Annotated in this window: 9 protein-coding genes; 3 read left to right on the top strand and 6 right to left on the bottom strand. The window is 57.9% G+C overall.

Annotated elements, in window-relative coordinates; translation table 11 throughout:
- Window positions 1–313: 313 nt before the first annotated feature.
- Genes efeB through efeU form a run of 3 tightly spaced genes read right to left on the bottom strand, consistent with a single transcriptional unit; the run spans window position 314 to window position 3609 of the window.
- Window positions 314–1594 carry an iron uptake transporter deferrochelatase/peroxidase subunit gene (gene efeB / locus JLG71_RS17150; RefSeq protein WP_064358676.1) on the bottom strand — a complete coding sequence of 427 codons (1281 nt, stop codon included), beginning with the start codon at window positions 1592–1594 and terminating at the stop codon, window positions 314–316.
- A gap of 4 nt (window positions 1595–1598) precedes the next feature.
- Window positions 1599–2726 carry an iron uptake system protein EfeO gene (efeO, locus tag JLG71_RS17155; RefSeq protein ID WP_064375688.1) on the bottom strand — a complete coding sequence of 376 codons (1128 nt, stop codon included), beginning with the start codon at window positions 2724–2726 and terminating at the stop codon, window positions 1599–1601.
- 52 nt (window positions 2727–2778) lie between these two features.
- Entirely contained in the window at window positions 2779–3609 is an 831-nt protein-coding gene (gene efeU, locus JLG71_RS17160) for an iron uptake transporter permease EfeU (protein ID WP_009653546.1), read from the bottom strand.
- Between the two features lie 272 nt (window positions 3610–3881).
- On the opposite strand from efeU, the gene JLG71_RS17165 reads away from it, so the two are divergent.
- The gene (locus JLG71_RS17165) at window positions 3882–5066 is read left to right on the top strand and encodes a NupC/NupG family nucleoside CNT transporter (RefSeq protein WP_014228804.1); all 1185 of its coding nucleotides are present in this window, start codon (window positions 3882–3884) and stop codon (window positions 5064–5066) included.
- A gap of 101 nt (window positions 5067–5167) precedes the next feature.
- Here the strand turns inward: JLG71_RS17165 and JLG71_RS17170 are convergent, their stop codons facing one another.
- Complete coding sequence (locus tag JLG71_RS17170) at window positions 5168–5602, bottom strand: DUF3574 domain-containing protein (RefSeq protein ID WP_025106253.1); 435 nt, start codon at window positions 5600–5602, stop codon at window positions 5168–5170.
- A gap of 112 nt (window positions 5603–5714) precedes the next feature.
- A complete protein-coding gene (putP, locus tag JLG71_RS17175) occupies window positions 5715–7223 on the bottom strand; it encodes a sodium/proline symporter PutP (protein ID WP_047724109.1) in 1509 nt (502 codons plus the stop codon).
- Between the two features lie 427 nt (window positions 7224–7650).
- Between putP and putA the strand changes: the two genes are divergently transcribed.
- Together putA and JLG71_RS17185 are read left to right on the top strand one after the other, a co-directional pair.
- Entirely contained in the window at window positions 7651–11613 is a 3963-nt protein-coding gene (gene putA, locus JLG71_RS17180; protein ID WP_200913713.1) for a trifunctional transcriptional regulator/proline dehydrogenase/L-glutamate gamma-semialdehyde dehydrogenase, read from the top strand.
- A gap of 191 nt (window positions 11614–11804) precedes the next feature.
- The gene (locus tag JLG71_RS17185) at window positions 11805–12200 is read left to right on the top strand and encodes a lysozyme inhibitor LprI family protein (RefSeq protein ID WP_014228800.1); all 396 of its coding nucleotides are present in this window, start codon (window positions 11805–11807) and stop codon (window positions 12198–12200) included.
- Here JLG71_RS17185 and rutR read toward each other — a convergent pair.
- On the bottom strand, window positions 12197–12835 hold the full coding sequence (gene rutR / locus JLG71_RS17190; protein ID WP_004849813.1) for an HTH-type transcriptional regulator RutR: 639 nt from the start codon (window positions 12833–12835) through the stop codon (window positions 12197–12199). The genes JLG71_RS17185 and rutR overlap by 4 nt on opposite strands.
- Between the last annotated feature and the right edge of the window lie 133 nt (window positions 12836–12968).

Raw genomic sequence — 12968 nt, forward strand, 5'->3', positions numbered from 1 at the left:
AAATCGCGGCCGGAAGTTGGGCTCCCGTGCTGATGAGTACGGTCTGGGGTTTGACGTTTTCCGTTACAGCAATCGGGCATTCGCGATCTCCATAATGAAACGAGACTACTGCCGAGAACTACCGCGCCTGTAATAAGTACATCAGAAATAATTCTAAGCGCAACTTATTTTTCACACACAGACAACAAATAATTCTCATCGCAGCTGAGGAGAGTTTCCGACTATAAGATTACAGAAAAATGAAACAAGGCAGGAAATACAAAAAATGAATGGAAAAACAGCAGAAAACGCCCTGCCCTTGCGGGCAGGTACGTCAGGCTTCGAGCAGCGATTGCCCGAGATAATGCCGATCGTCGATAACCCCCGGCAGAACAAAGAAATAGCCGCCGCCAATGGGCTTCACGTACTCCTCCAGCGCTTCTCCATTCAGGCGCTTTTGCACCGTCAGGAAGCCTTTTTCCAGATCGTGCTGGTAGCAAACAAACAGCAGCCCCATGTCCAGCTGACCGGAATTGGTCACCCCCAGCGAATAGCTATAGCCCCGGCGCATCATCAGGCTGGATTCGGTTTCCGGGGTACGCGGGTTCGCCAGACGAATATGGCTATCGAGCGCAATGGTATCGCCGTCAGGGTCTTTGCTGTAATCCGGGACATCGTGCTCATGCTTCATCCCAAGCGGCGCGCCGCTCAGTTTATCGCGGCCAAAAATAGTCTGCTGCTCTTTCAGCGGCGTGCGATCCCAGAACTCAACGTGGAACTGAATAATCCTCGCCGCCTGATAGCTGCCGCCCGTCGCCCACGCAGGCTCTCCCTGGTCGGCGGTGACCCACACCACTTTATCCATTAGCGCCTTATCGGTGCTCACCGGATTCGCGGTGCCGTCTTTGAAGCCCAGCAGATTCACCGGCGTCTCTTTACCCTTGCTGCGCGCGGCGCTGTCGGAGATAAACCCTTCCCGCTTCCAGCGCACGCTGAGCAAATCCGGGGTGTGCTTAATCACATCCCGCAGGGCGTGAATCACCGTATCCTGGGTGTTGGCGCAAATTTGCAGCAGCAGATCGCCGTGGCACAGCGCCGCATCCAGCGAATCGTTCGGAAAACGCGTCATCTTTTGCAGCCTCTTCGGCGCCTGATGAGCCAGGCCGAAACGCTCGTCAAACAGCGAATGCCCCACCGAGACAGTGATCGTCAAATTATCCGGGGCGATCCACGGCCCGAGAATGCCTGAGTCCATCGGCGGCAGCCGCGGGTTCGGCGTCTCCGGCGCGGGACCGCCTTTGGTCAGAAAGGCGATACGCCGGGTTAGCAGGCGAAACAGCCGCTCAAGGTCCGCTTTATCGCTGGCCAGCACATCAAAGGCGACAATCATCATCGACGCCTGCTGCGGGGTCAGCACCCCTGCCTGATGTGGACCATAAAACGGCTGCGCTTCCTGACGCGCATCCGGCGACACCGTGCCCGGAGAGCTATTGTCTTTTGCCGCGTGCGCCACCGGGCAGCCGCCGGATATCGCCAGCGCGCCGCCAAGCGCGCCGATCCCTTTTAACAACCGCCGCCGGGACGGTTGATTAACATCATATTTTTGCTCAGCCATCGCCTTAGTCCAGACCCAGGATCCCGCGCAGCTGGGCCAAATCTTCCGCCAGCGTGGTGATCGGGCCTTTCAGCGCGTTACGATCGGCATCCGTCAGCTTGTCATAGGTCTCAAAGCCATCTTTGGTGCGGTATTTGCTGAGAATGGCGTCCACCTTTTTGAAGTTGGCATCCACCTTCGCCAGCAGCGCGCTGTTCTCTTTTTGCAGCTGCGGACGCAGCAGGTCGACGATTTTCTGCGCGCCGTCAATGTTGGCCTGGAAATCCCACAGGTCGGTATGGCTGTAGCGATCTTCTTCTCCGCTGATTTTGCTGGCGGCCACTTCTTCAATCAGACCGGCCGCGCCGCCGACCACTTTTGACGGCGGAAACGCCAGTTCGCTAATGCGTTTTTGCAGCTCGAGAACGTCAGCGTTCAATTGATCGGCATAGTTATCCATTCCCTTGACGCTGTTATCGCCAAACAGCGCTTTTTCCAGCCGGTGGAAGCCGGTGAATTTCGGATCTTCGGCTTTTTTCTCGTAGTCATCCTCGCGGGCGTCAATGCTGCCATCGAGATCGGAGAACAGTTCGGCGATCGGTTCAATACGTTCATAGTGCTGGCGCGTCGGCGCGTACAGCGCTTTCGCCTTCTCGATATCGCCCGCTTTCACCGCATCGGTAAAGGCTTTCGTGCCGCTAACCAGCTCCGCGGTCTCGGCGGTGACGTAGGCTTTATAGGCGGTAATAGCTTCACCCAGGCTGAGCAGCGCATCGGCTTTGGCGGCATCTTTGGTCGCCTCGCCGGTCACCGTCAGTTTGCCTTTCGGGTTAGTCAGCAGGCCGCAGGTCATATCATATTCACCCGGCTGCAAATTGGCCGTCAGCTTTTGCGTAAAGCCGGGGGCGATATTCTCCCGCTCTTCCACCACCATCACCCCTTTCAGAATCTCCCACTCCAGCGCTTTCTGGCTGTGGTTCTGAATGATGAACTGGGTTTTACCCGCCTTCACGGTGACGTTCATCGGCTCGCACTGTTTGTCGGTGACGGTCACTTTGACCTGCGGAATATCGGCCGCCTGGGCGTAAAAAGCCGAGCTGAACAGCGCGGCAAGCGTAAGCTGCAGCGCATTACGACGAAAATGATTCATCATGACCATCCCTTTCGATAAGTATGTTGTCACTATTGCAATCCGCGATGCCCGACTACGCTGCCCGGGATGCGGTGGTTTTTTTACCCGGCGGCGAGACGTACAGCACCAGCGCCGGGATCAAATAGATAAAGTAGACCGCCACTTCGCTGACGGTCGGCGTTTCCTGATAGCCGAAGATCCCTTCCAGCAGCGTGCCGAATAGGGTGTGCGTCGAAATGACGTTGCTCAGGTCGAAGGCGACCGCCTGGAAATGGTTCCACAGTCCGGCCTCATGGAAGGCGCGGATAGCCCCCGCGGCGAGGCCTGCGGCCACCAGTAAAATAAACAGGCTGGTCCATTTGAAAAAGACGGCGAGATTCATGCGGATGCCGCCCCAGTAGATCAGGAACCCTAAAACGATGGCCGTCGCGAGGCCGAGCATCGCGCCGATGGGCGGCCAGATTCCGACATCCTGCTGGAAAGCGGCGAGCAGGAAAAAGACCGATTCCAGGCCTTCACGCGCGACGGCGAAAAAAACCATCATCACCAGCGCCCAGCCGTGGTTATTTCCACGCTGGAGGGCATTATCAACCGCCTGCTCAAGCTGCTGTTTGACGTTGCGCGACACCTTACGCATCCAGAACACCATCCAGGTCAGAATGCACACCGCCACCACCGCCACGATGCCTTCGAACAGCTCCTGCTCGCGCTGCGGAAACTCGCCGGTGGTTTCGTTGATAAAAATTCCGAGGCCCAGGCACAGCGCCGCCGCAAGCAGCACCCCAATCCACATGACGCCAATCCAGCTACCGCGCTGGGTGCGTTTCAGATAGCTGGCAATCAGGCTGACAATCAGCGCAGCTTCCAGGCCTTCACGTAACATGATGAGAAATGGGACAAACATGCCAACACCCTTAAATGTGAACCGCAGTCAACTGATGCAAAGATAGGTAAATATTTATGATAGTGATTATCATTACAATAATCAGAAACACAAGTGAAATGTGGAGTGAATGATGACGATTTGTAAATCAGTCGCGAACAAATAATGACTTGCGCGATTATCTCGCAGCCCAGGCCCCTCGGGCAGGAGGACGGGATTTTTTGCGCCAGATATTTACCCGGCTGCCCAGCTGTGGCTAAATGGCGGCCTTATTGACCTGCGAAATAAACGACATGACTCAATTCTTGCACTTCCTGCTGGCGCTGGTGGTTATCCTCGCCCTTGCCTGGCTTGCCAGCTACGACCGTAAAAAAATCCGCATTCGCTATATTATCCAGTTAATTATTATTGAAGTTGCCCTGGCTTTCTTTTTTCTCCACGCCGAAAGCGGCCTGTGGCTAGTGAAAAATATCGCATCCTTTTTTGAATCACTGCTCGGCTTTGCCGCCGAAGGCACCAACTTTGTATTTGGCGGCATGAGTGAAAAAGGGCTGGCGTTTATTTTCCTTGGCGTGCTGTGCCCCATTGTCTTTATCTCCGCGCTCATCGGTATTCTTCAGCACTGGCGTATTCTGCCAATTTTTATTCGCCTGATTGGCACCCTGCTGTCAAAGGTTAACGGTATGGGTAAGCTGGAGTCCTTCAACGCGGTCAGTTCGCTGATTCTCGGTCAATCAGAGAACTTTATTGCCTATAAAGGCGTGCTCGGCGATCTCTCTTCCCGCCGCCTGTTCACCATGTCGGCCACCGCGATGTCGACGGTGTCGCTCTCCATCGTCGGCGCTTATATGAGTATGCTCGACGCGAAATACGTCGTCGCCGCGCTGATCCTGAATATGTTCAGCACCTTTATTGTGCTGTCGATCATTAACCCGACGCGTCCGGGCAGCGAGGAGGAGATCAAGCTTGAAAAACTGCATGAATCCCAGAGCTTCTTTGAAATGCTCGGTGAATATATTCTGGCCGGTTTTAAAGTCGCGATGATTATTCTGGCGATGCTGATTGGTTTTATCGCCTTAATTAGCGCCATAAATGCCCTGTTCGCCACGATATTTGGCCTGAGCTTCCAGCAGATCCTCGGCTACGTCTTTTATCCCCTGGCGTGGCTGATTGGCATTCCGCTTAGCGATGCGCTGAACGCCGGGAGTATTATGGCGACGAAACTGGTGGCCAATGAATTTGTCGCCATGATTGAGCTGCAAAAAATAGCCGCTAGCATGACGCCGCGCGGGCTGGGAATTTTATCCGTGTTCCTGGTTTCCTTCGCCAACTTTGCCTCTATCGGCATTATCGCCGGGGCGATTAAAGGCCTGAACGAGCAGCAGGGGAATATCGTTTCTCGCTTTGGCCTGCGCCTGGTGTATGGCGCAACGCTGGTCAGCCTGCTCTCCGCCAGCTTTGCGGGGCTGGTACTGTAACCGAAGCGCGTTTGGCCTGTTACCCCGGGGTAACAGGCCCGCGTAGCTATGTAGCCCGGGTAAGGCGTTAGCCGCAACCCGGGAATATCACCTGATTCAAATTAAAAATGTACGCAGACCGGCTGGTCAACGCGCATCACCGACTCCTGAGCAAAGCGTGATTTATAGGTCGTGCGCAGCGCCTCAATCCCCTCTTCGCTCTTCTCATCTTTGCCGTGAATCAGCATCAGCGCTTTGCTCTGCTCGCGCGCCACGGTACCGTCATTGCCCAGCCACTGCCCGCGCGCGTCAAAGACCGTCAGGCCATCGCGAAAGCGCGGCGTCACGTCGCGGTCAACGAACTGCTGCCACTCCTGCGCGGTAATATCCTTCCCGGCCGGACGGCTTAAGCCGAAATAAAGCGTGGTTTGCACCATGGCGTTATCCGCCGGGCAGGCGTTAGCGTCCGCCGCCGGAGCCCTCTTCGCGGCGGGCGCTACGCAGCCGCTTAATATCCCTGCCAGTACCAGCGCCACTGCACCCTGTTTGAAACTCATTTTGCTACCCTCATTGTTATTTGTGCTGAGATATCAGCGTATTTTCAAGCCATTAGCAAGAGACATAAATAACAAAGCCCGCATTACGCGGGCTTGATGGGGTTGCGGAGGCTTACTCGGCGGTCGCGCGCACCGGCGGTGCGGAGTGATAATGGGCGTCCGCTTCGGCGAAGCGTCGCTGCATCTCGGCGGAAGGCGCTTTACCCAGCAGGCTGAAGACCACAATCCCCAGGCTACCAAAGATAAAGCCTGGGATGATTTCATACAGGCCCAGCCAGCCGAACTGCTTCCAGATAATGACCGTTAAGGCGCCGATGATCATCCCGGCCAGTGCACCGTTACGGGTCATTCGTGACCACATCACCGAGAACAGCACCACCGGGCCAAACGCCGCGCCAAAGCCTGCCCATGCGTAGCTCACCAGACCCAGCACGCGGTTTTCCGGGTTGGCCGCCAAGGCGATCGCAATTAACGCGACGAGCAGCACCATAAAGCGTCCTACCCATACCAGCTCTTTCTGCCCGGCATTTTTACGTAAAAACGCTTTATACAGATCTTCAGTAATCGCGCTTGAGCACACCAGCAGCTGGCAGCTCAGGGTGGACATCACCGCCGCCAGAATCGCCGACAGCAGGATCCCGGCAATCCACGGGTTGAACAGAATCTGCGCCAGTTCGATAAAGACGCGTTCGGCGTTCTGATTAACCGCACCGGCAACGGCCGGGTTGTTATTGAAGTAGGCAATTCCGAAGAAGCCGACGGCCACGGCGCCCGCCAGGCAGAGGATCATCCAGGTCATGCTGATGCGACGGGCGTGAACGATGCTGTGATGCGAATCCGCCGCCATAAAGCGCGCCAGAATATGCGGCTGACCAAAATAGCCCAGGCCCCAGCCCATCAGCGAAATAATCGCCACGAAGTTCAGGCCCTTGAGCATATCAACGTTCTCAATGCTCTTTTGCTTAATCACTTCCAGGGAATCGCCAAACCCGCCGACGGAAATCACCACCATCACCGGCGTCAGGATCAGGGCGAATATCATCAGGCTCGCCTGAACGGTATCGGTCCAGCTTACCGCGAGGAAGCCGCCGACAAAGGTATAAATAATGGTTGCCGCCGCCCCGGCCCACAGCGCGGTTTCGTAGCTCATGCCAAAGGTGCTTTCAAACAGACGCGCGCCGGCCACAATACCGGAAGCGCAATAGATGGTGAAAAATAACAAAATGACCAGCGCCGAGATAATGCGCAGCACGCGGCTTTTATCTTCAAAACGGCCGGTGAAATAATCCGGCAGCGTCAGGGCGTTATTATTCGCCTCGGTATGCACCCGCAAACGCCCCGCCACCAGCTTCCAGTTAATCCATGCGCCTAACGTCAGGCCAATGGCAATCCAGCTTTCGGAAATACCGGAAATAAATATCGCCCCCGGTAGCCCCATCAGCAGCCAGCCGCTCATATCGGAGGCTCCGGCGGAGAGCGCGGTGACGAATGGGCCAAGGCTGCGGCCGCCGAGAATATAATCATCAAAGTTCTTTGTCGAGCGCCAGGCAATAAAGCCGATGAGTACCATGCCAAAAATATAAACAATAAAAGTCACCAACATGGGTGTGCTAATAGCCATGTAAAAATCTCCAGAATTTTTGTCGACAGCGTCCAAATTTGTCGTTTTATCCACTACCGGAACGGGGCAATGGCCTATTGGTTGTATTGGGCGACCGTATCCTGACGGAAGCTTTGTTTTTTCACAAACGATTTAACACAGCATTTACACGAAATGCTTCCGGGACCAAACTTCATTTTGTTATAGGTTGCACTCTCTCACGTTTTTAGCGGTTGCACCACGCAAAAGTGTTAAGTGACGCATAGAAATACCTTATTAGACAGGGGATAAATACCTGCTATTTTCATCATCATTTTTAACATTCCCGGCATTTTTCTACCTGTCACACAATTCTCAATTAACAAGGTTGCACAAAGTTGCAACATGGTAGATATTTCTACGCAACCTCATCTTGGCACGAAGACGTTCTATTACAGGAGTTCCTGACATGGGCACCACCACCATGGGTGTAAAACTTGACGACGCGACGCGTGAACGCATTAAATCCGCGGCGAGCCGTATTGACCGCACGCCGCACTGGCTGATTAAACAGGCCATTTTCAACTATCTGGAAAAGCTGGAAAACGACGAGACGCTGCCGGAGCTGCCGGCGCTGCTGTCCGGCGCGGCGAACGAAAGCGATGAAGCCGGTCATCCGGCTGACGAACCTTATCAGCCCTTCCTCGATTTCGCCGAGCAGATCCTGCCGCAGTCCGTTTCCCGCGCGTCGATCACCGCCGCCTGGCGCTGGGCCGAAACCGACGCCGTGCCGATGCTGCTGGAGCAGGCTCGCCTGCCGCAGACTCTCGGCGAACAGGCGCACAAGCTCGCCTATCAGCTGGCGGAGAAGCTGCGCAATCAGAAAACCGCCAGCGGCCGCGCCGGAATGGTGCAGAGCCTGCTGCAGGAGTTCTCGCTCTCCTCGCAGGAAGGTGTGGCCCTGATGTGTCTGGCGGAAGCGCTGCTGCGCATTCCCGACAAAGCCACCCGCGATGCCCTGATCCGCGACAAAATCAGCAACGGCAACTGGCAGTCGCATATCGGCCGCAGCCCGTCGCTGTTCGTCAACGCCGCCACCTGGGGGCTGCTGTTTACCGGCAAGCTGGTCTCCACCCACAACGAAACCAGCCTGTCGCGCTCGCTGAACCGTATTATCGGCAAAAGCGGCGAACCGCTGATTCGTAAAGGCGTCGATATGGCGATGCGCCTGATGGGCGAGCAGTTCGTCACCGGCGAAACCATCGCCGAAGCGCTGGCCAACGCCCGCAAGCTGGAAGACAAAGGCTTCCGCTACTCCTACGATATGCTGGGCGAAGCGGCGCTGACCGCCGACGATGCTCAGGCCTATATGGTCTCCTACCAGCAGGCGATCCACGCCATCGGCAAAGCCTCCAACGGACGGGGCATTTATGAAGGACCGGGCATTTCGATTAAGCTCTCCGCGCTGCACCCGCGCTACAGCCGCGCCCAGTACGACCGCGCGATGGAAGAGCTTTACCCGCGCCTGAAATCGCTGACCCTGCTGGCGCGCCAGTACGATATCGGTATCAACATTGACGCCGAAGAGGCCGATCGCCTGGAGATCTCTCTCGATCTGCTGGAAAAACTCTGCTTTGAACCGGAGCTGGCGGGCTGGAACGGGATTGGCTTTGTGATCCAGGCCTATCAAAAACGCTGCCCGTTCGTGATTGACTACCTGATCGACCTCGCGACCCGCAGCCGTCGCCGCCTGATGATTCGTCTGGTCAAAGGCGCCTACTGGGACAGCGAAATCAAACGCGCGCAGATGGACGGTCTCGAAGGCTATCCGGTCTATACCCGCAAGGTCTACACCGACGTCTCCTATCTGGCCTGTGCGAAAAAGCTGCTGGCGGTGCCGAGCCTGATCTATCCGCAGTTCGCGACCCATAACGCCCACACCCTGGCGGCAATTTATCAGCTGGCCGGGCAGAACTACTACCCGGGACAGTACGAATTCCAGTGCCTGCACGGCATGGGCGAGCCGCTGTACGAGCAGGTGACCGGTAAAGTCGCCGATGGCAAACTCAACCGCCCGTGCCGTATCTACGCGCCGGTCGGCACCCACGAAACGCTGCTGGCCTACCTTGTGCGTCGTCTGCTGGAAAACGGCGCCAACACCTCGTTCGTGAACCGGCTTGCCGACAGCACCCTGCCGCTGGATGAACTGGTTGCCGACCCGGTCGCCGCGGTGGAAAAACTGGCCCAGCAGGAGGGCCAGGTGGGTCTTCCGCACCCGAAAATCCCGCTGCCGCGCGACCTTTACGGCAAAGACCGCAGCAATTCAGCCGGTCTGGATCTCGCCAACGAGCATCGTCTGGCCTCCCTCTCCTCCTCGTTATTAAACAGCGCGCTGCATAAATGGCAGGCGCTGCCGATGCTGGAGCACCCGGTGGCCGAAGGCGAAATGCAGCCGGTCGTGAACCCGGCAGAGCCAAAAGATATCGTCGGCTACGTGCGCGAAGCCAGCGAGGACGAAGTTCAGCAGGCGCTGACCAGCGCGGTTAACAACGCGCCAATCTGGTTCGCCACCCCGCCGCAGGAGCGCGCGGCGATCCTCGAACGCGCCGCGGTGCTGATGGAAGGCCAGATGCCGACCCTGATGGGCATCCTGGTGCGCGAAGCGGGGAAAACCTTCAGTAACGCCATTGCCGAAGTGCGCGAAGCGGTGGACTTCCTCCACTACTACGCCGGACAGGTGCGCAACGATTTTGACAACGAAACCCATCGCCCGCTGGGCCCGGTCGTCTGTATCAGCCCGTGGAACTTCCCGCTGGCGATCTTTAGCGGACAAATTGCCGCCGCGCTGGCGGCAGGCAATACCGTGCTGGCAAAACCGGCCGAGCAGACGCCGCTCATCGCCGCTCAGGGCGTGGCGATCCTGCTGGAAGCGGGCGTACCGCCGGGGGTTATTCAGCTGCTGCCGGGCCGCGGGGAAACCGTCGGCGCCGCGCTGACTTCCGACGAGCGCGTACGCGGCGTGATGTTTACCGGCTCAACCGAAGTCGCCACCCTGCTGCAGCGCAATATCGCCAGCCGGCTGGATGCTCAGGGTCGTCCGACGCCGCTGATCGCCGAAACCGGCGGCATGAACGCGATGATCGTCGACTCTTCAGCATTAACCGAGCAGGTGGTGATCGATGTGCTCGCCTCGGCGTTCGACAGCGCGGGGCAGCGCTGCTCCGCCCTGCGCGTACTCTGCCTGCAGGATGATATCGCCGATCATACGCTGACCATGCTGCGCGGCGCGATGGCCGAGTGCCGGATGGGCAATCCGGGCCGTCTGACCACCGATATCGGGCCGGTGATTGACGCCGAAGCCAAAGAGAATATTGAGCGCCACATCCAGACGCTGCGCGCCAAAGGGCGCAAAGTCTTCCAGGCGGTGCGCGAAACCGGCGAAGATTCCCGCGAGTGGACCAGCGGTACTTTCGTTCCGCCGACGCTCATTGAGCTCGACAGCTTCGATGAGCTGAAAAAAGAGGTCTTCGGCCCGGTGCTGCACGTTGTGCGCTATAACCGCAACGAGCTGGACGGGCTGGTCAAACAGATCAACGCCTCCGGCTACGGCCTGACCCTCGGCGTGCATACCCGTATTGACGAAACCATCGCTCAGGTCACCGGCAGCGCCAACGTCGGCAACCTGTACGTCAACCGTAATATGGTCGGCGCCGTGGTCGGCGTGCAGCCGTTCGGCGGCGAGGGCCTGTCGGGTACGGGTCCAAAAGCCGGCGGCCCGCTGTATCTGTATCGACTGCTCTCCAGCCGCCCGCAGAACGCCGTCGGGATTACCCTCGCCCGCCAGGACGCGGAGTATCCGCTGGACGCGCAGCTGAAGACGCTGCTGGAAAAACCGCTGGTCGCTTTACAGCTGTGGGCGGCGGATCGCCCGGAGCTGCAGGCTTTGTGCCAGCAGTTCAGCGAGCAGGCGCAGGCCGGAACCCAGCGTCTGCTGCCGGGGCCAACCGGCGAGCGCAACACCCTGACCTTTATGCCGCGCGACCGCGTGCTGTGCGTGGCCGATAATGAGCAGGACGCGCTCACCCAGCTGGCGGGCGTGACCGCCGTGGGCTGCGAAGTGCTGTGGCCGGACGCCCCTCTGCAGCGCGAGCTGGCGAAAAAGCTGCCGCGTGAGGTCAGCGCGCGGATCCACTTCGCCAAAGCGGAAACCCTGACGACCGAGCCTTTCGATGCGGTTATCTACCACGGCGATTCCGATCAGCTGCGGGAGCTGTGCGAACAGGTGGCGGCGCGCGATGGCGCGATCGTGTCGGTGCAGGGCTTCGCCCGCGGCGAGAGCAATCTGCTGCTGGAGCGCCTCTATATTGAACGTTCGCTCAGCGTCAATACCGCCGCGGCCGGCGGCAACGCCAGCCTGATGACGATTGGCTAAGCCGTTTCCCGGGTTGCGGCTGATGCCTTACCCGGGCTACCCAACCACAGCCCGCACTATCAGTAGCCCGGGCAAGGCGCTTTGCGCCGCCCCCGGGAAAGCAGACGGCACAACGTCAGCTAATGACACCAGACGCAGGCTGTGGTTAATTAAGGCTCCCGGACGGGAGCTTTTTTTATGGGAGTTGACCAATGAAACGCACTTTACTCGCTTTTGCCGCGCTGCTGGCAAGCACCCATGCGCTGGCGGACGAATGCAGCAACGCCAGCAATCAAACGGAAATGAACCAGTGCACCGCCGAGCGGTACCAGGCTGACGACAAAAAACTAAATGAAACGTACCAGGAAGCGCTGAAGCGCGCCTCCGGCAAGCAGCAGGAGTTGCTGAAAAAAGCGCAGCTGTCGTGGATTGCCCTGCGCGACGCCGACTGTCAATTCCTCGCCTCCGGCGCTGAAGGCGGCAGCGTACAGCCGATGCTGATCAACCAGTGCATGTCCGATAAAACCGTCGAGCGCGAATCGTTCCTCGCCTCGCTGCTGCAGTGCGAGGATGGCGATCAGAGCTGCCCGCTGCCGCCCGCCAATTAACGTACGCGAATCCCTTCGATAATCATCCGCTGGACGTTATCGACGGTTTGCTGAAAAAACGCCTCATCGCGCAGCGTCGCGCCGGTTACCGCCTCAACCTGAGTGGCGAAATCGGCGTAATGCTGTGTGGTCGCCCAGATCATAAAGATCAGATGCTGCGGGTCAACCGGCGCCAGCCTGCCGCTCTCGACCCAGCCGGAAATAATCGCCGACTTTTCATCCACCAGCGCTTTCAGATCGCCGGTCAGCTCGCCCATCAGCAGCGGCGCGCCCTGCAGCATCTCCAGGCAGAACAACCTTGACGCCTGCGGGTGATCGCGGGAAACCTCCAGCTTAAGGCGGATATATTCGCCGATGGCCACCAGCGGGCTGATATCTTCGCGAAAGGCCTTTAGCGGCGCCAGCCAGATAGCCAGAATCTGCTGCAGCACGGCAATATACAGCGCCTCTTTCGACGGGTAGTAGTAGAGCAGGTTCGTTTTCGATACCCCGGCCAGTTCGGCGACCTGCTCAAGCCGGGTACCGTGGATACCAAACTGCGAGAACGCGTCCAGCGCGGCGGCCAGGATAGCCTCTTTTTTCGCGCTCACCGCCTGTGAGCGTTTGCCGATCTTTTTCACGCCGCCCTGTGCCATTCGTTATCTCCTTCTTTTCACGCCATCAGCATAGCAAAAGCCCAGCGCCGACACGACTCTCTGCACCCTGATTGCGCACGACTGCGGTTTTTTCGTGCACCGATTTTGACCATTCAGTCCACTTTTATTGCTG

Source organism: Klebsiella michiganensis, assembly GCF_015139575.1.
GTDB lineage: Bacteria > Pseudomonadota > Gammaproteobacteria > Enterobacterales > Enterobacteriaceae > Klebsiella > Klebsiella michiganensis.